This window comes from Bradyrhizobium sp. AZCC 1588, assembly GCF_036924735.1.
In the GTDB taxonomy this organism is placed as follows: Bacteria; Pseudomonadota; Alphaproteobacteria; order Rhizobiales; family Xanthobacteraceae; genus Bradyrhizobium.
Window position 1 is genome coordinate 2129408 of the sequence record NZ_JAZHSC010000001.1, and the last position, 17983, is coordinate 2147390.

A 17983-nucleotide genomic window follows, 5' to 3' on the forward strand; every position below is an offset into this window, starting at 1 on the left:
ACTCATGTGCTTTCCGCTCCGAACAGCAGCCGGTGCAATTCCGGCTCGTAGTACCTTAACAGATGCCTAGCGAAGGCGGCCGGTTCAAGACCCAATTCGCCGGCCCAAGCTCCCATAATTTCAGTTGGAACTCGACTGAACCCGTTCTCGACCTGGGAGATGAACGTGTAATATTTCAGGCCGAGGCGGGCAGCGAGATCCGCCTGCGACAATTCGGCATCCGCCCTTCGCTGCTTCAGCCAATCCCCGGCCAGTTTCCGCAACTGCTTGGCGTCCGGCGCGGCCTTAGCCGGCTGACGTTCAGCGGAACCATCTTGATGTTTTACTCGTTTCATGATTACTAAACTATCTGGAATGAATGACCGGGTAGGTAATGTTCCCTACCACAATCTCAGCTCGCGAATAAGAATCCGATGGCTTTCTTGGACCGCAGTCAGATTGTTGAAACGACCGCCCGCTCCCCTGCGGCTCGCGGCAAGGAGTTGTTCGCCGGCATCCTGCTCGTGGCGCTGATTGCGACCGTAGGAATCCGGAACGTGGTGCCGGCGGATGCGCTGGCGCCCGCGATCGTCACCCTGCTCTTTGGCGTTGCCGCATTAACGGCCGGCTTCGCGCTGCTCTGCCGGCGCGACCGATTCCGCATCATGTGGTTCGACCTCGCCGGAAGCCTGACGTTCATCGGCGTCGTCATCTCCGTTCTGATCGAGCCGGACCAGATGGTCAGGCTCTTCATGCTCTCGGATCAACCTGAGTAACGGAAACGAATTTATCCGCAGTCTGACTGCGTCTTTTGTCTACGCGCGTCCAAGCCCGGGCCCCTCTGGCAGTTCAAGTGAACTGCGATGTCGGATTGGACCATCAACGGAGTGGCCCGCATGCTGGAACTGATCTCCTCACAATCCCTGACAGCGTTTTTCCAGGTCGTGATGATCGACCTGGTGCTCGCCGGCGACAATGCGATCGTCATCGGACTTGCGGCCGCGGGTCTCCCCGAGGGCCAGCGCAAGAAGGCGATTCTGATCGGCATTTTGGCCGCCACGGCGCTGCGGATCGGCTTCGCCTCCGTAACGGTCCAATTGCTGCAAATCATCGGACTGCTGCTTGCCGGCGGCATTCTGCTGCTTTGGGTGTGCTGGAAGATGTGGCGCGAGTTGCGTACGTCGCATCATGAACCGAAAATGCAGAGTCTCTCGGCCGCAAGCGCGATCGATGCGTCAGCCGGTGGACGTCATCAAAAAACGCTTGGCCAGGCCGTCTGGCAGATCACGCTCGCCGACGTCTCGATGTCGCTGGACAACGTACTCGCCGTCGCGGGCGCCGCGCGCGAGCATCCGATGATTCTGATTTTCGGCTTGGCGCTCTCCATCGCGCTGATGGGGCTCGCCGCCAACTTCATCGCGCGTCTCCTGGAAAAGCAGCGCTGGATCGCCTATGTCGGCCTCGCCATCATACTCTATGTGGCTCTCGACATGTGCTATCGCGGCGCGCTCGAAGTGTGGCCGCACCTCAACGCCTAGCCGCTTCTCAACAACGCCGTTTTTTCAACGTTTAAGAGAACGTTAATCGGCATCGGCGAAATTGCCCCGATTCGGTACAATACAGTAGCGTGCGGGGAGAGCCATGGCTGCCACCATTTTGATTGCCGACGACGACGCCGTGCAGCGCCGTTTGGTTGAAAACATGGTGCAGAAGTGCGGCTATGAGCCTCTGGTCGTCGACAGCGGCGATGCGGCCGTCGCCTTGCTGACGGCTCCGGATGCGCAAGCGATCGACGCGGTCGTGCTCGACCTCGTAATGCCCGGCCTCGACGGGCTCGGCGTGCTCGCAAAAATGCGTGAAGCAGGCCTGAGCATCCCCGTCATCGTGCAGACCGCGCATGGCGGCATCGACAATGTGGTTTCGGCGATGCGCGCCGGCGCGCAGGATTTCGTGGTCAAGCCGGTCGGCTTCGAACGGCTGCAGGTGTCGCTGCGCAACGCGCTCAACACCTCGGCGCTCAAGGGCGAATTGCAGCGCATCCGCCACAGCCGCGAGGGACGGCTGACCTTTGCCGACATCATCACGCGCAGCGAGACCATGGCAGCCGTGCTGCGCACCGCGCAGAAGGCGGCAGCTTCCAGCATTCCTGTTCTGATCGAGGGCGAATCCGGCGTCGGCAAGGAATTGTTCGCCCGCGCCATTCACGGTTCCGGCGAACGAAAGGCAAAACCCTTCGTCGCGGTCAATTGCGGCGCCATTCCCGACAATCTCGTGGAATCGATCCTGTTCGGCCACGAGAAGGGCGCCTTCACCGGCGCCACCGAACGGCACATGGGCAAGTTCGTCGAAGCTTCCGGCGGCACGCTGTTTCTCGACGAGGTCGGCGAGCTCCCGCTCGCGGCGCAAGTAAAGCTTTTGCGCGCGCTGCAGGAAGGAACCGTCGAGGCGGTCGGAGGCCGCAAGCCGGTGAAGGTCGACGTCCGCATCATTTCCGCGACCAACCGCAAGCTGCTCGACCTCGTGAAGAGCGGCGCGTTCCGCGAGGACCTGTTCTACCGGCTGCACGTGCTGCCGCTGACCATCCCGCCGCTGCGGATGCGGCGCGAAGACATCCCGCATCTGTTGCGGCATTTCCTGGCGCGCTTTGCCGCCGAGGAGAACCGCACTATCACCGGCATCAGCGGCGAGGCCGTGGCCCATCTCGCGCAGCTCGATTGGCCCGGCAACATCCGTCAACTCGAAAACACCATGTATCGCGCCGTTGTCATGAGCGAGAGCGATCAGCTTGGCCTGTCTGATTTCCCGCAAGTGCTCGGCCAGGCCGTACCGGACGGCCAGCTAACGCACAGCGAACCGCTGGTCGTCGCGCCGTCGACGGCGCCCGCCATGGTTTCGGGTAGCGAAATACCAATTGCCCCGCTCGCCACTGCCGGCAGCCTTTCGATGCTGACCACCACGGGCGAGGTGCGGCCGCTCGAAGACATGGAAAACGAGATCATCCGTTTCGCAATCTCGCATTATCGCGGCCAGATGTCGGAAGTCGCGCGCCGGCTCAAGATCGGTCGTTCCACGCTCTACCGCAAGCTCGATGAGGCCGCCGCCAACGACCCGGCCGAAGGCGGCGCACAGGACGCTAGCTGAGATGGGAGCAACGGGCGCTTACGCGATTACGGCGCCCGCGTGGCAAAGATCGTGGCAAACCAAGGACATCGGTCGTTCGGAAGCTTTTGAACCGTGGCTTGGCGGTGACAGACAAATGACGGGTGGCGTGGCAAAACCGCGTGACCCGAATGCAAACGGGTAGTTTGAGGTCAGTTTGTCGTGAGTTGTCCCGCATGGCGCTGGCTGCATAAAGGGGCACATGTATCGTCTGCGTTGAATCGTGGCGTGCAGGCGTACGACAGAGAAACCGACCGAAGCCGGCGCTTTTCCGCGCAAGCTATGAACGATGCCAACGACTGTTCCATGCGGGGCAGTTTCGCCCAAGGGGGTGTGACGATGCGTGACTGTTCGAATCGTGCAGGATTTGACCGCGTGCTGATGGCCGTCGCGGCAACCTTCCTCACGGTATCAGCGACCTCAGCACTGGCGGCTCCGTCGGATACGCCGCGCGCCAGTGCTGCCGAACTCGCGATCGACGCAGCAGTTCCCCGTCCCGAGCCCGCTAACGTTCCGCCTCCCACCATCGGCGATTTCAAGATGGACTCGACCGGCGCAGTGCCCGATGCGGCCAAGGCAACAGAGAAGCCGGCCGAACCGGGGACGGCCCCGAAGGCGGCTGAACCCAAGATGGATATCAAGCCGACGGAGAACGTCACCGCGCCAGCGGCCAAGCCGAGCGACGCCGCCACAACCACGCCTCCGGCTGCGACAGCCACAGCGCCCGCCCCCGAACCTGCCAAGGAGCCGGTAAAGGTCAGCACCGTCGCACCGGCCGACCAGCCGGTCGCCGACCGGTTGCGCGACATGTTCGGCGCCAAATCGCTGCGTTATTTCGACCGCAAGAACGAGCGCGCTGCCGTCGAGAAGTTCTACTCGACGCGGGACTATGCGCCGCAATGGACGCAAGCGGGCAAATTGACCGACAGCGGCAAGGGCGTGATCGCCCGCATGAAGGACGCCGCCGCCGAGGGCCTCAATCCGGCTGACTATCCGGTACCGGATTTTGCCGCCGCCACTTCGCCGGACCAGCTCGCCGAAGCCGAACTGAAACTGACCGCGAGCATGCTCGACTATGCGCGGCAGGCCCAGAGCGGCCGGATGCACTGGTCGCAGGTCGCTGCCGACATCCAGTACCCCGAGCACCCGACCGATCCGGCCGAAGTGCTCGCCAACATCTCGACTGCCAAGGACGCTTCCGCGGCGCTCGACGGCTACAACCCGCCGCACAAGCTCTACAAGGATCTGAAGGCCAAGCTCGCCGAGCTGCGCGGCCAGGGCGACGGACCGATGATCCACATCGCCGAGGGTCCTGCGCTGGCGTACAAGGCCGCCACCAAGAAGCAGGGTGAGGTCGCGCCGGAAGACCCGCGCGTGCCGCAACTGCGCGCCAAGCTCGGCGTCGCCGAAAATCCCGACGGCACGCATTACGACGCCAAGGTTGCTGCCGCCGTACGCAAATTCCAGGAGAGCGCCGATCTCAAGCCGACCGGCGTGCTCGACGACCGCACGGTGAAGGCGATCAACAGCCCGAAGCGCGACCGGCAGATCGACATCGTCCTCGTCAATCTGGAGCGCTTGCGCTGGCTGCCGCGCCAACTCGGCGCTGCCTCGCTCGGCAATGCCTATGTCATCCTCAATGTGCCCGACTTCACGCTGAAGGTGATGCAGAACGGGGCCCCGGTGTGGACCACCCGCGTGGTGACCGGAAAGCCGGGCAAGCACGCCACGCCGATGCTGACGGAAACGATGAAGTTCATCACCGTCAACCCGACATGGAACGTGCCGCCGTCGATCATCTACAACGAATATCTGCCGGCGCTGCAGCAGGATCCGACCGTGCTGGATCGCATGGGTCTGAGGCTCGAGCGCCGCCGCGACGGCAGCATCCACATTTCGCAGCCGCCCGGTGAAGCCAATGCGCTCGGCCGCATCCGCTTCAACTTCCCGAACAAGTTCCTGGTCTATCAGCACGACACGCCGGACAAGCATCTGTTCGCGAAGGAAGAGCGCGCCTTCAGCCATGGCTGCATGCGGGTGCAGAATCCGGATCAATACGCCTCGACCCTGCTCAACATCACGATGCCGAACGAGCGCTATACGCCGGAAAAGATCCGCAGCATGTACGGCCGCAGCGAGATCGACCTGAAATTCCCGACGCCGATCCCGGTCAACATCACCTACCAGACCGCTTTCGTGGACGATGCCGGCAAGCTGCAGATCCGCAAGGACATCTATGGCCGCGACGCCACGATGATCGCCCTGCTCAAGAACGGCCGCAGCAGGGATTTGGAGGCCATGGTTGCCCATGCGCAGCCGAGCTATTCGCGCCCGGCCGGCTCGAGCCTGCCGGCCGGCGTCAACTTCGCCAGCGACAACACCTTCTCGTCCGGCCCGTCATTCTTCGAGCGCCTGTTCGGCGGTCCGTCGCCCATGACGCCGCCGGCACCGATCGGCCGGCGACCGCAACCGCGGTTCACCCGGTAATCCGGAGCACTACCGCCTGAGGGCTGAATTTTCGAACAAAATCAACAATCTCTCCTCGCCGGAGAGATTGTTTACGTTAACCACCATCCATCCGGATTCGACACCGGGCACTTTTTCGCCATAGTCAACGCGTTAGGTTAAGGCTTGCTTGGGGGCAGGACGGTAAACCTCGGTTAACCCTCCTGCTTTAAGAAAGCGTTCACCGTCTTTTGCCGGGGGTCTGCAAAAGAAACACCGTGAACGCTCGTCGACTGGGTGGGCTCATACGTGCTGGCTGGTTTCGCGCGCCAATTCAATCCGCTTGCTCTGCCAAAGGCCGGATGTCGGATCGGCTTGACGTCGCTTTTGCTGCTGGCTGGCGCGGGCACGGTGCATGATGCGACGGCGCTGAACGAAACCCGCACCCTCTCCTTTCACCATACCCATTCCGGCGAAGATCTCACCGTCACCTTCAAGCGCGACGGGCGCTACGACGAAGAGGCGCTGAAGAAGCTCAATCACTTCCTTCGCGACTGGCGCAGCCAGGACTCCACCACGATGGATCGGCACCTGTTCGATATCATCTGGGAAGTCTACCGCGACGTCGACGGCAAGAAGCCGATCCAGATCATCTCCGCCTATCGCTCCCCCGCCACCAACTCCATGCTCCGCCGCCGCTCCTCCGGCGTGGCGCGTTTCAGCCAGCACATGCTCGGCCACGCCATGGACTTCTACATCCCGGACGTGCCGCTGGAGCAGATCCGCGCCGCCGGCCTCCGCTTACAGCGCGGCGGCGTCGGCTTCTACCCGACCTCCGGATCGCCTTTCGTCCACCTCGATACCGGCAGCGTTCGTCACTGGCCGCGCATGACCCACGATCAGCTTGCCAGGGTATTCCCGGACGGACGCACGGTGCACCTGCCGTCCAATGGCGGTCCGATGAAGGGCTATGAACTGGCCCGCGCCGACATCGAACGCCGCGGCAATGGCGATAGTGCCGCTACCATCAAGATGCCGAACCTGTTCGCAGCCTTGTTCAGGGGCGGCAAGTCGACTGAAGAGGATGACGAGGCCGCCAGCACCCCCGTCAAGAACGAGAAGCCTGCACCGACCAGTGTGGCTGCTGTGAAATCCGCCGAACCGGTCCCGACCCCGCGCGCAAAGCCGGTCGGTGCGACGATCCAGCTCGCCTCGGCCGACGCCCAGATCGTGTCGGCGCCCAAAGCTAGAGCCGAGCCCAAGCCTGAGACGAACAAGCCTGAGACGAAACAGGTTGCGCAGGCGTCCGCCGACAAGGCCGAGCCAAGGCCGCAAACGCCGGCCGATATCATCAATTCCCGCGGCTTCTGGGACGACGTGCCGACCGCGGCGAACCAGGCAACCCCGGCGCAGGTTGCGGCCCTCCGCGCCCGCCAGGCGCTCGCCGCCGCCACCGATCCGCAGCCGACCGCCAGCGTCAGCGACGCGTTCAATAAGGCGATGGCCTACGCGCCAGCCGCTTCTTCGCCGCTCGATCGCTCCAACATCGTCGCCGCCTCCGCGGCTATCCCGCGCCCCGCCCGTCCGGCGCGCAACTCCGGCGCCCCTGCGACCGAAATCAACACCGTTGTCGCCAAAGGCGCCCAGGGTCAGGACAGCGTGGTCGCCACCTCGACCCGCCTTGCCGCCGCACAGGGCAACAATATCTGGATGCGGGTGGTGATGCTGGCGCCGAGTGCCAGCAGCGCAATGTCGACGACCGTGCTCGGCGACACCGAGATGACCCAGATGCGCGCCCACTTCGTCAAGCCGCAGGCCGCGGTCTCCATGACGTTCTCGGAAGATCCGATGATGGGCATGACCTGCGACCGCTTCACCGGATCGGCAACCGTGCAACTGCCGACGCAGTCGTTCGTGCTGCGCACCGCCGCGCTGCGCTAGGCGCGGCCCGCACGGCTTCCACAATCTCGATGTCATCCTCGCGAACGCGAGGACCCATAGCCACAAACGTGCGCCTTAGAGCCGGCTGTGGCCCCAGCTTTGCGCAACATCACCATTTATGATTATGGGTCCCGGCTCGCGCTCACGGAGCCTGTCATCGGGCCGGCCGAGGGCCGGACCCGTTGGTTCGCTTGGCCAGGACGACGGAAGCCTCACAGCATTCCGAGCGCCTGCATGTAGGTTTCCAAAATGGTTTCCTGCTCGGCGCGCTCGTTGGCATCCTGCTTGCGCATCCGCACGATGGTGCGCAGCGCCTTGGTGTCGAAGCCGTTGCCCTTGGCTTCGGCATAGACGTCACGGATGTCGTCGGAGATCGTCTTCTTTTCTTCTTCCAGACGCTCGATGCGCTCGATGATGGCCTTGAGCTGGTCTTTGGCGAATCTTGTCGCGGGCTCGTCCTGGACGGCGGCGGCGGAGGTGGCCATCGGGTACTCCTGAGTGGAACTGATGGTGATGCTGAAAGATCAAGCGCCGCACGCGTTACCGCACGGCGCTTTTGCGCAGATGACCCTCAAGATCGGGGGGCCTCGCGTCAAGGCAGCATCGCGCTCATCCACAGCGCGCCCACAGGAGAAGCCGTCATTCCGGGGCGATGCGAAGCGTCGAACTACGGGGCGGCCTTCCGCCCCTGAGAATCTCGAGATTCCGGGTCTGGTGCTAACGCACCATCCCGGAATGACTCGCGCAGTCGATCATCGCTTTTGCAGGCACGACTAACGCTCAATGCCCGGGATGAACCTTCTTCATTGCGGCTAGCTGCTCGGGCGTGGCGGTGCCCTGATATTTCGCCTTCCACTCCTCATAGGGCATGCCGTAGACCGCCTCGCGGCTCTCGTCCTTGCTGACGGCGACCCCCTTGGCGTCGGCCTCTTCCTTCATCCAGTTGGACAGGCAGTTACGGCAGAAACCGGCCAGATTCATCAGGTCGATGTTCTGGACGTCGGTGCGGGCACGCAGGTGGCCGACCAGGCGCCGGAAAACGGCGGCTTCCAGTTCTGTTCTGTTTTTGTCGTCGATCGTCATGGTCTTGGATCCCGCGTCACATGTGCCGAGCATATTGATATCAGGTGGGAATTGTCACAGATTTTGCCATATCTGCGCGCAAAATTGGCGACCTCACAAGGAGCCCCGGTTTCCCATAGCGCGGGAAAGGCGTTCCCCTGCCGTTGACAGGCCCCGCCGGGTCACGCGAAATCGTCAATGATTTGATATAGCTTCGCTACATGATCGGAAAAGATTCGCGCTGCTTGTCTCCCCTCCCCGCTCGCGTGACCGCCGCCGGCCTTGCGCCGCTGCTGGCGGTGGCGTGTCTGTGGAGCAGTCCAGCGGCGGCCGATTTCCGGCTCTGCAACAATACGTCCAGCCGGGTCGGCATCGCGCTGGGCTACAAGGATGCCGAGGGCTGGACCACCGAAGGCTGGTGGAACGTGTCGTCACGCAGTTGCGAGACACTGCTGCGCGGAACTCTTGTCGCGCGCTACTATTACATCTACGCGCTCGACTACGACCGCGGCGGCGAATGGTCGGGGCAAGCCTTCATGTGTTCGCGTGATAAGGAATTCACCATCAAGGGGACCGAGAACTGCCTGGCGCGCGGCTATGACCGCACCGGGTTCTTCGAGGTCGATACAGGCGAACAGCGAGCGTGGACCGTGCAATTGACAGAAGCCAACGAGCAGCCCGCGCAGCGCGTGCCGGGAATTCCAGGCACAATGGGACCGGGGGGCCCCGGCGGGGTTCCCGGCCTGTCCAATCCGCCGGGCGGACCGGGTCTGCCGCCAGCCCCGGCGCCCAAGCAATGAGACGGCTCCGTCGTATCAAGATTCTCGCAACCCTCGGCCCGGCATCGTCCGACAGCGCGATGATCCGGAAGCTGTTCGAGGCGGGTGCGGACGTGTTCCGCATCAACATGAGCCACACGCCGCACGACAAGATGCGCGAGCTGGTCAATACCATCCGCAATGTCGAGAGCAGCTACGGTCGTCCGATCGGCATCCTCGTCGACCTGCAGGGACCGAAGCTGCGGCTCGGCGCGTTCACCGAAGGTTCGACGCAGCTCAAGAACGGCCAGAGTTTTGTGCTCGATTCGGACAAGACGCCCGGCGATAACAACCGCGTGCAGTTGCCGCATCCGGAAATTCTCGCAGCACTGCGGCCGGGTCATGCGCTGCTGCTCGACGACGGCAAGGTGCGCCTGATTGCCGAGGAGACGTCGAGCGAACGCGCAGTGACGCGGGTGGTGATCGGCGGCAAGATGTCGGACCGCAAGGGCGTCAGCCTGCCCGATACCGATCTGCCGGTGTCGGCGATGACGCCGAAGGACCGTGCCGATCTGGAAGCCGCGCTGACGACCGGGATAGACTGGGTCGCGCTTTCCTTCGTGCAGCGCGCCGAGGATGTCAACGAAGCCAAGCGGATGATCCGCGGCCGCGCCGCTGTCATGGCCAAGATCGAGAAGCCGCAAGCGATCGACCGGCTCGCCGAGATCATCGATGCTTCCGACGCGCTGATGGTGGCGCGCGGCGACCTCGGCGTCGAACTGCCGCTGGAGCGGGTGCCGAGCCTGCAGAAACAGATGACGCGGATGGCGCGTCGCGCCGGCAAGCCGGTGGTGATCGCAACGCAGATGCTGGAATCGATGATCCAGGCGCCGGTGCCGACGCGCGCCGAAGTCTCCGACGTCGCGACCGCCGTCTATGAAGGCGCCGACGCCATCATGCTGTCAGCAGAGTCCGCCGCCGGCAAATTCCCGGTCGAAGCGGTCTCGACCATGAATCGCATCGGCGAAGAGGTGGAGCGCGATCCGACCTATCGCTCGGTGCTGTCGGCGCAGCGGGCCGAGCCGGAGAATACGGTCGGCGATGCCATCGCGGACGCCGCGCGGCAGATCGCCGAGACGCTGGAATTATCCGCGATCATCTGCTGGACCTCGTCGGGCTCCACGGCGATCCGCGTGGCCCGCGAGCGGCCGAAGCTGCCGGTGGTAGCGATCACGCCGAACCTTGAGACCGGCCGCAAATTGTCGGTTGTCTGGGGTGTGCATTGCGTGGTGGCGGAAGATGCACACGACCAGGACGACATGGTCGACCGCGCCGGCTCGATCGCGTTTCGTGACGGCTTCGCCAACGCAGGCCAGCGCGTGATCATCGTCGCCGGCGTGCCGCTTCGCATCCCCGGCACCACCAACATGGTGCGCATCGCCACTGTCGGTGGGGAGGGCAAGCCCGACAAGTGATAGCGCGTAGGTGATGGCGCGGCCGTCAACTCTCACCGTCCTTCCGGGGCGCGCGTAAGCGCGAATCCGAAAATCCAGAGCTTGTGGCGCGAGAGATTCTCAGGCGCGCAATTGCACCATAGTTCGCCGCTTCGCGCCAACTACTGCAGTTTCGCGTCCAGCGTGATCTTGGTGTTCAGAAGCTTCGAGATCGGGCAGCCCTCCTTGGCCTTACCCGCCAGCTCCTGAAATTTCGTGTCCTCAGCGCCCGGAATCTTCGCATTCAGCGTCAGATGAATCGAGGTGACGGCGAAACCATCGCCCTGTTTCTCCAGCGTTACGTCGGCCTTGGTTTCCATGTGCTCGGCGGTGAGCTTGGCTTCGCCCAGAATCAGCGACAGCGCCATGGTGAAGCACGCGGCGTGCGCCGCGCCGATCAGCTCTTCCGGATTGGAGCCAGGCTTGCCCTCGAAGCGGCTCGAAAAGCCGTAAGGATAATCATTCAGCGCGCCGCTTTTGGTCGAGATCGCGCCCTTGCCGTCCTTGATGCCGCCCTGCCATTTGGCAGATCCTGATGTCGTGCTCATCGCATGCTCCTGATCGCGGGTTGGACCCGTCGATAAGCCGCAGCGTGGCAAATGGTTGCCACAAAGGCGTCGCAAAGGGGGGAAGTTTCTAGGCCCCGACCAGCGCCTTGGCCGGCAGCACCGCCTGCACCACGAGGCCGCGGGCGCGGGCATCCATCACGCCTACGGCACGTAGCGCCAAAAGTGTGACCGTTTGCACGGCGTCGCGCAGCTTCGCGGGGTCCTCCAGAGTCTCGGGCGCCAGCGGGCCAACCAGCGATTCATGCAGCGCACCGAGCAGCGCGGTGGCGGCGAGCGCGGTATCCTGCGCCGGCAGATGGCCGGCACGCACCGCGGCGTCAATTCTGGCAGCGATCTCGCCGGAGATTTCGCGGCGGCTGGCAAGCCGCGACACCGAGACGTCGACATCGACAGGTTCGGCCAGAATGCCCCAGGCGAGCCTGCGCTGCGACAGCACATGCACGGCAACCGTGGTGACGGCGGCGGCGAGCGCCGAGGACGGTCCCGGCGCCGCATCTGCCGCGCGGCGAATCGCGGCCAGCTCATCCCGCGAGACCTCGGCGATCAGTTCGGAAATCAGTTCGGCCTTGGAGGGGAAGTAACGATAGACTGTGCCGGCCGCGACATTGGCGCGGACCGCGACCGGGGCGATCTGCACCGCCGCCATGCCGCCTTCGGCCGCAGCATCCCGCGCCGCCGCCAGGATGGCGCTACGCCGCGCCGCCAGCCGCTTTACGACCTGATGGGTTCGCCGATAGACCATGGCGCGTTTTCCGTCCCCCGGCGCGCCTTCGAGCCCCGCGGAGCCTGCCAGAACGCGCACACCTTCAATGTCTTGAGCGATAAAGAGCGCTATCGCTTGAAGAAGTGAACAACTATTCACGGCTGATGACAAGACGGTTTTGCAACACGGATCGGGAGAGGTTTTGCCGGCGGGGCTTGCGAACCATTAACAAGCTCTCAACGCTGGCCGGTTTAAGCGGTTGATACTTGACGTCTTGTCGCGCGATATCGCCGGCCTCGCGTCGGGCCGTTCACGCACGTGCCGCAGCCAATGCCGGCGCCGTCTCGCGCCGCCACCAGGGACCGGCGCGGCGCAAGACCAGACCGCCCACGATCAGCGTGGCGCCGAGTCCCGTCGGAATACCGGTGAACATATAGCACACGATGAGGGCGACGGTGACACCCAGCGCCGGAAGCTCGTAGGTGCGAAAGCCGTTCCTCAGTCCGATGCGGATGAGGAAGGCGATCGGGATCGCTAGCACCATCATGTCGTACATGAAGAGATAGGGCGTGGTCAGCATCGTGCCAGCGGCAAGGCTAGCGGCCTTCAACGTGTAGGGCGCGCGGCTTCGCCACATCAGCGCCATGACCACGGCAACGGAGGCGGTGAGGACCCACTGGAACGCCCAGCCGAGCGGCTCACTGCCGCCGAAGTAACGCACCAGCGAGAAAATGCTCTGCAGCTTCCACCATGTGGCTTTGCCCTCGGTCAGGAAGGCTTGCGAGAATTTCGGCATCCAGTGGAAGAACGCCAGCCAGCTTTCGATGCCGAAAGCAAACCATGAGGCAAAGGCCAGCGCGATCGCGGTGACGCTGGCGCTGATGAACACCCGCCACTGCCCGGCTGCGATCAACGCGATTGGAAACAGCAGCCCGTATTGCGGCTTGTACGTCAATAGCCCGAGGCAGATGCCTGCCTGCACCGGCCGTACCGGGATCAGATAGAGCGTGCCGCCGATCAGCGCAGCGGTGAGGAAGCCGTTCTGCCCGACCAGCGCGTTGATGAAAGCCATCGGAATGGCAAGCGCAAGCAGATAGCCGAAGGTGTGGCCGACGATCGCACGTATTGCGACAAGGAAGGGTAAGAAGCTGACCACGACCCAGCCGATATAGGCGAGCTGATAAGGAAGCTGCGCCAGCAGGGATGCGACGAACAGAAACGGCGGCGGATAGTGCCAGGCAAAATAGCCGACGAAATCCTGACCGAGCTTGGCGACCTCGATCTGCTTCTGGATGTCCCAATCATAGGCCTGCGCCGGAACGCCATCGAGCACCAGACGGCCCGCGGCCCAGACGTTGATGAAGTCAGTCGGAATACCGAGGCCGTTGGTATCGTAGACCCACCAGTGCGAGAAATACGCCACTCCGCAAAGGCTCACATTTGCAACCGCCAGTACCAAGCAGACCCTGACGAGCCATTCGGGAATTGGAGCTTGGTCGTGGCTGGGTTTGGGGGTGGAAAGAGAGGCGGTCATGCGCAGTCCTTGCCTGGGCGCGCGCGTTGTCCGAACGCGCACGCCTTCAAGCAATAGGCCGGACTGAATTGAGGAAATCTTAAGTTTTCGGGCGCAAGCGGCGGGATTTTACGTCGTCCCTGCGAACGCAGGGACCCATAACCACCGGAGCTAACTGTTACAATGAGCGTCCACCTAAATGCCTCATTGAGGAATCACGCGGTGTGGGTCCCCGCGTGCGCGGGACGACGAGCGGAGAGCATCCGCCCCCCCTACTCCCAGCTCAGCGCACCGCCGTTCTGGTACTCGATCACCCGAGTCTCGAAGAAATTCTTCTCCTTCTTCAGGTCCATCGCTTCCGACATCCAGGGGAACGGATTCTCGGTCTCGTCGAACACCCGCTGCAGCCCGAGCTGCGCGCAGCGGCGGTTGGCGATGAAGTGCATGTAGCTCTCGCACAACGCCGTATTCAGCCCGAGAAACCCGCGCGGCATGGTGTCTCGCCCGTAGGCCGCTTCCAGTTCGGCCGCCTCGCGCACCATGGCGCGGACTTCGTCCTGGAACGCCTTGGTCCATAGATGCGGGTTTTCGATCTTGATCTGGTTGATGACATCGATGCCGAAATTCAGGTGAATGGATTCATCGCGCAGGATGTACTGGTACTGCTCGGCGATGCCGACCATCTTGTTGCGGCGGCCGAGCGAGAGGATCTGCGCGAAGCCCGTATAGAACCACATGCCTTCGAATATGACGTAGAAGGCGACGAGATCGCGCAAGAATGCCTGATCGGCTTGCGGCGTCCCGGTCTTAAAATTGGGATCGTCGAGATGCTGCGTGTGCTTCAGCGCCCAGGCTGCTTTGTCGGTAATCGACGGCACCTCGCGATACATATTGAATAGCTCGCCCTCATCGAGCCCCAGGCTTTCGACGATGTATTGAAAGGTGTGCGTATGAACCGCCTCCTCGAAGGATTGCCGCAGCAGATATTGCCGGCACTCCGGATTGGTCAGATGGCGGTAGATCGCCAGCACGATATTGTTGGCGACCAGGCTTTCGGAGGCCGCGAAGAATCCGAGGTTGCGCTTGATGGCGCGGCGCTCGTCTTCCGTCAGCCCGTCGCGCGATTTCCACAGCGCGATGTCGGCCTGCATGGAAACTTCGGTCGGCATCCAGTGATTATTGCAGCCGGCGAGATATTTCTCCCAGGCCCATTTGTATTTCAGCGGCAGCAATTGATTGACGTCGGCGCGGCAGTTGATCATCCGCTTGTCGTCGACAGATACGCGTCCGCCGCGACGATCTATCATGCCGAGGCCGGTTTGTTCGGCCTGGGCATCGGATTGCGCCACGAGGGGCGGCGGCGTCTGACGCGGGGATGCGGATGGTTCGGACCAGTCGAGCATTGTGGCTTCCTTTGTTTTTTGCTGCTTACTGGCAGGCTTCGCATTCGGGATTGTCGATCGAACACGCCACCGCACCGGTTAAATCCGGCGCGGTGGCGGCCGGCGCGACGATGATTGGGGCTGGAGCCATCATCGCCGCGGACGCGACGCTGTTGAGCTTGCCGTCGGTCCCCCGGAGCGTGGACTTTTCGACATGCGTCGCGCTGCGCGAGCGCAGGTAATAGGTCGTCTTCAACCCGCGCGCCCACGCCAACCGATAGAGCGCATCGAGCTTCTTGCCGCTAGGATTGGCGATATAGAGGTTGAGCGACTGCGACTGGTCGATCCATTTCTGCCGCCGCGACGCCGCCTCGATCAGCCAGGCGCTGTCGATCTCGAACGCGGTGGCATAGAGCGCCTTGAGGTCGTCGGGAATGCGATCGATGGCCCCCAAGCTGCCGTCGAAATATTTGAGGTCGTTGACCATCACCTCGTCCCACAGTCCGCGCGCCTTGAGGTCGCGGACCAGAAACTCGTTCACCACGGTGAAGTCGCCGGACATGTTGGATTTGACGTAAAGGTTCTGGTAGGCGGGCTCGATCGACTGCGCGACGCCGCAGATGTTGGAAATCGTCGCGGTCGGCGCGATCGCCATCACGTTCGAATTGCGCATGCCGGTCGATTTGACCCGCTCGCGCAAGCTATCCCAGTCGAGCGTCATGCCGCGGTCCATCGCGAGACCACCGCGGGCTTCGGCCAACAGTTCGATCGAATCGATCGGCAAAATACCGCGGCTCCACAGTGAGCCATCGAACGACGGATAGCGCCCGCGCTCGGCGGCGAGATCGACGGAGGCCGAAATGGCGTAATAGGAAATCATCTCCATGCTGGTATCGGCGAACGTCACCGCCGCATCGGAAGCCATCGCAATCCGCATCGCCTGCAGCGCATCCTGAAATCCCATCAGCCCGAGACCGACCGGGCGGTGCCGCAGGTTCGAACGTCGCGCTTCGGGGATGGTATAGAAATTGATGTCGATGACGTTGTCGAGCATGCGCATTGCCGTCGTCACACTGCGTTGCAGCCGCGCCTGGTCCAGCCGGCCTTCCCGCACATGGTGGAGCAGGTTGATCGAGCCGAGATTGCAGACGGCGGTTTCCTCGTCGGAGGTATTGAGCGTGATTTCCGTGCAGAGGTTCGAGGAATGAATCACGCCGGCATGGCGCTGCGGCGAGCGCAGATTGCAGGGATCTTTGAACGTGATCCAGGGATGCCCGGTCTCAAACAGCATGGTCAGCATCCTGCGCCACAGATCCGTGGCGCGGATCTGCTTGAACACGCGGATCTCGCCCCGCGCCGCCCTTGCTTCGTAAGCCGCGTAACGCTCGGCGAATGCGTTGCCGTAGAGGTCATGCAGGTCGGGCGTCTCGTCCGGCGAGAACAGCGTCCATTCGCCGCCGGCCTCGACGCGCTGCATGAACAGGTCCGGCACCCAGTTCGCGGTGTTCATGTCATGGGTGCGGCGGCGGTCGTCGCCGGTGTTCTTGCGCAGGTCCAAAAATTCCTCGATGTCGATATGCCAGGTTTCGAGATAGGCGCAGACTGCGCCCTTGCGCTTGCCGCCCTGGTTGACGGCGATCGCGGTGTCATTGGCCACCTTTAGAAACGGCACCACGCCCTGGCTTTCGCCATTGGTGCCCTTGATGTGCGCGCCGAGCCCACGCACGCGGGTCCAGTCGTTGCCGAGTCCGCCGGAATATTTTGCAAGCAGCGCATTGTCCTTGACCGACTTGAAGATGCCGTCGAGATCGTCGGCGATGGTGGTGAGGAAGCAGGACGACAATTGCGGCCGCAGCGTGCCGGAATTGAACAGCGTCGGCGTCGAGGCCATGAAGTCGAACGACGATAAGAGATCGTAGAACTCGATGGCGCGCGCCTCGCGGTCGATCTCGCGGACGGCCAGCCCCATCGCGACGCGCATGAAGAACGCCTGCGGCAGCTCGATCCGGTTGCCGTGCACATGCAGGAAATAGCGATCGTACAGCGTCTGCAGACCCAGGAACTGAAACGCCAGGTCGCGTTCCGGCTTCAACGCGGCAGCAAGCTTTTTCAGGTCGAAGCGTGCCAGATCGGGATCGAGCAGTTCGGCGTTGATGCCGGCCTTGATATAGGCCGGAAAGTACTCGCCGTAGCGCTCGGCCATCTCGGCCTGCGACGCGCTCGTCGGCGTATCATGCACGAAAGACAGCACCTCGGTGCGCAGCTTGTCGAGCAAGAGCCGCGCGCTGACATAGGCGTAGTTCGGCTCCTGCTCCACCAGCGTGCGCGCGGCCATCACCGACGCCAGCGCCAGTTCGTCCTCGCTGATGCCATCATAGAGATTGCGCTGCGTCTCGGCGAGCACCGCCGTGGCGCCGACGCCCTCGAGGCCAGTGCAGGCTTCTTCGATGATCAGCGTCAGCCGCGCGATGTCGAGGGGGACCTGCGCGCCGCTGGCCAGCGTGACACGTAACGAGGGCTTCCCCGATGGCTGGGCGGCCTTGGCCACGTCCTGTCCGGCACGCTGGCGCGTGCGTTCCTCGCGATAGAGCACATAGGCGCGCGCGACCTTGTGATGCTCGCTGCGCATCAGGGCAAGTTCAACCTGGTCCTGCACGTCCTCGATATGAAAGGTGCGGCCCTCGCTCATCCGGCGCGACAGCGCGCCGACGACTTCGGCGGTCAGTTGCTCGACGATTTCATGCACGCGGCGGGAGGCCGCCGCGCCATGTCCCTCGACCGCGAGAAACGCCTTGGTCATCGCCACCGAAATCTTGCTCGCGTCGAATTTCGAAACCGTGCCGTTGCGGCGAATCACCTGCATCGGCGGCTGCGCTTCCGAGGCGGCAAGCGATTCGGGACGCAGTCGGATGAATGGAGCGGCGTTGGCTTCGCGATCGAGAGAGAGTGACATCAAGAGACCCCGTGATGGTGTTGGGG

General features: G+C 63.1%; 15 protein-coding genes. 7 read left to right on the forward strand and 8 right to left on the reverse strand.

Translation table 11 applies throughout. The annotated features are described in order from the left end of the window. Positions 1–2: 2 nt before the first annotated feature. Entirely contained in the window at positions 3–335 is a 333-nt protein-coding gene (locus tag V1277_RS09960; RefSeq protein WP_334365056.1) for a helix-turn-helix domain-containing protein, read from the reverse strand. A gap of 147 nt (positions 336–482) precedes the next feature. On the opposite strand from V1277_RS09960, the gene V1277_RS09965 reads away from it, so the two are divergent. The 5 genes from V1277_RS09965 to V1277_RS09985 all read left to right on the forward strand — a co-directional run bounded on the left by V1277_RS09965 (position 483) and on the right by V1277_RS09985 (position 7524). Further along, positions 483–755 carry a hypothetical protein gene (locus V1277_RS09965; RefSeq protein ID WP_334416020.1) on the forward strand — a complete coding sequence of 91 codons (273 nt, stop codon included), beginning with the start codon at positions 483–485 and terminating at the stop codon, positions 753–755. Between the two features lie 120 nt (positions 756–875). Further along, positions 876–1517, forward strand: a complete 642-nt coding sequence (locus V1277_RS09970) for a TerC family protein (RefSeq protein ID WP_334372841.1) — start codon at positions 876–878, stop codon at positions 1515–1517. Between the two features lie 103 nt (positions 1518–1620). Then, the gene (locus V1277_RS09975; protein ID WP_334416021.1) at positions 1621–3120 is read left to right on the forward strand and encodes a sigma-54-dependent transcriptional regulator; all 1500 of its coding nucleotides are present in this window, start codon (positions 1621–1623) and stop codon (positions 3118–3120) included. A 357-nt stretch (positions 3121–3477) separates the two neighbouring features. After that, on the forward strand, positions 3478–5625 hold the full coding sequence (locus tag V1277_RS09980; protein ID WP_334416022.1) for a L,D-transpeptidase family protein: 2148 nt from the start codon (positions 3478–3480) through the stop codon (positions 5623–5625). Between the two features lie 255 nt (positions 5626–5880). Beyond that, a complete protein-coding gene (locus tag V1277_RS09985; protein ID WP_334416023.1) occupies positions 5881–7524 on the forward strand; it encodes a DUF882 domain-containing protein in 1644 nt (547 codons plus the stop codon). Between the two features lie 212 nt (positions 7525–7736). Here the strand turns inward: V1277_RS09985 and V1277_RS09990 are convergent, their stop codons facing one another. After that, entirely contained in the window at positions 7737–8009 is a 273-nt protein-coding gene (locus V1277_RS09990; RefSeq protein ID WP_057847308.1) for a DUF2312 domain-containing protein, read from the reverse strand. A 295-nt stretch (positions 8010–8304) separates the two neighbouring features. Further along, positions 8305–8607, reverse strand: coding sequence for a DUF1244 domain-containing protein (locus V1277_RS09995; RefSeq protein ID WP_334416024.1), 303 nt, complete (start codon positions 8605–8607; stop codon positions 8305–8307). A 200-nt stretch (positions 8608–8807) separates the two neighbouring features. On the opposite strand from V1277_RS09995, the gene V1277_RS10000 reads away from it, so the two are divergent. Together V1277_RS10000 and pyk are read left to right on the forward strand one after the other, a co-directional pair. Beyond that, positions 8808–9386 (forward strand): DUF1036 domain-containing protein, encoded by a 579-nt coding sequence (locus V1277_RS10000; protein ID WP_213288724.1) that lies wholly within the window; start codon positions 8808–8810, stop codon positions 9384–9386. Further along, a complete protein-coding gene (gene pyk / locus V1277_RS10005; protein WP_334372834.1) occupies positions 9383–10819 on the forward strand; it encodes a pyruvate kinase in 1437 nt (478 codons plus the stop codon). Before V1277_RS10000 ends, pyk begins: the two co-directional genes overlap by 4 nt. Positions 10820–10959: 140 nt before the next feature. On the opposite strand, the gene V1277_RS10010 is transcribed toward pyk, so the two are convergent. The 5 genes from V1277_RS10010 to V1277_RS10030 all read right to left on the reverse strand — a co-directional run bounded on the left by V1277_RS10010 (position 10960) and on the right by V1277_RS10030 (position 17957). Continuing rightward, positions 10960–11385 carry an OsmC family protein gene (locus V1277_RS10010; RefSeq protein WP_334416025.1) on the reverse strand — a complete coding sequence of 142 codons (426 nt, stop codon included), beginning with the start codon at positions 11383–11385 and terminating at the stop codon, positions 10960–10962. 88 nt (positions 11386–11473) lie between these two features. Continuing rightward, positions 11474–12148 carry a TetR/AcrR family transcriptional regulator gene (locus V1277_RS10015; RefSeq protein ID WP_334416026.1) on the reverse strand — a complete coding sequence of 225 codons (675 nt, stop codon included), beginning with the start codon at positions 12146–12148 and terminating at the stop codon, positions 11474–11476. 271 nt (positions 12149–12419) lie between these two features. Next, a complete protein-coding gene (locus V1277_RS10020) occupies positions 12420–13643 on the reverse strand; it encodes a glycosyltransferase family 87 protein (protein WP_334416027.1) in 1224 nt (407 codons plus the stop codon). A gap of 251 nt (positions 13644–13894) precedes the next feature. After that, positions 13895–15025, reverse strand: coding sequence for a ribonucleotide-diphosphate reductase subunit beta (locus V1277_RS10025; RefSeq protein ID WP_334416028.1), 1131 nt, complete (start codon positions 15023–15025; stop codon positions 13895–13897). A gap of 25 nt (positions 15026–15050) precedes the next feature. Then, entirely contained in the window at positions 15051–17957 is a 2907-nt protein-coding gene (locus V1277_RS10030; protein WP_334416029.1) for a ribonucleoside-diphosphate reductase subunit alpha, read from the reverse strand. Positions 17958–17983 lie beyond the last annotated feature (26 nt).

What these genes read in the sequence shown, in the direction of transcription:
- V1277_RS09960 (WP_334365056.1), bottom strand. Translation starts at nt 335, where the DNA reads ATGAAACGAGTAAAACATCAAGATGGTTCCGCTGAACGTCAGCCGGCT.
- V1277_RS09970 (WP_334372841.1), top strand. Translation starts at nt 876, where the DNA reads ATGCTGGAACTGATCTCCTCACAATCCCTGACAGCGTTTTTCCAGGTC.
- V1277_RS09975 (WP_334416021.1), top strand. Translation starts at nt 1,621, where the DNA reads ATGGCTGCCACCATTTTGATTGCCGACGACGACGCCGTGCAGCGCCGT.
- V1277_RS09980 (WP_334416022.1), top strand. Translation starts at nt 3,478, where the DNA reads ATGCGTGACTGTTCGAATCGTGCAGGATTTGACCGCGTGCTGATGGCC.
- V1277_RS09990 (WP_057847308.1), bottom strand. Translation starts at nt 8,009, where the DNA reads ATGGCCACCTCCGCCGCCGCCGTCCAGGACGAGCCCGCGACAAGATTC.
- V1277_RS09995 (WP_334416024.1), bottom strand. Translation starts at nt 8,607, where the DNA reads ATGACGATCGACGACAAAAACAGAACAGAACTGGAAGCCGCCGTTTTC.
- V1277_RS10000 (WP_213288724.1), top strand. Translation starts at nt 8,808, where the DNA reads ATGATCGGAAAAGATTCGCGCTGCTTGTCTCCCCTCCCCGCTCGCGTG.
- pyk (WP_334372834.1), top strand. Translation starts at nt 9,383, where the DNA reads ATGAGACGGCTCCGTCGTATCAAGATTCTCGCAACCCTCGGCCCGGCA.
- V1277_RS10010 (WP_334416025.1), bottom strand. Translation starts at nt 11,385, where the DNA reads ATGAGCACGACATCAGGATCTGCCAAATGGCAGGGCGGCATCAAGGAC.
- V1277_RS10015 (WP_334416026.1), bottom strand. Translation starts at nt 12,148, where the DNA reads ATGGTCTATCGGCGAACCCATCAGGTCGTAAAGCGGCTGGCGGCGCGG.
- V1277_RS10020 (WP_334416027.1), bottom strand. Translation starts at nt 13,643, where the DNA reads ATGACCGCCTCTCTTTCCACCCCCAAACCCAGCCACGACCAAGCTCCA.
- V1277_RS10025 (WP_334416028.1), bottom strand. Translation starts at nt 15,025, where the DNA reads ATGCTCGACTGGTCCGAACCATCCGCATCCCCGCGTCAGACGCCGCCG.
- V1277_RS10030 (WP_334416029.1), bottom strand. Translation starts at nt 17,957, where the DNA reads ATGTCACTCTCTCTCGATCGCGAAGCCAACGCCGCTCCATTCATCCGA.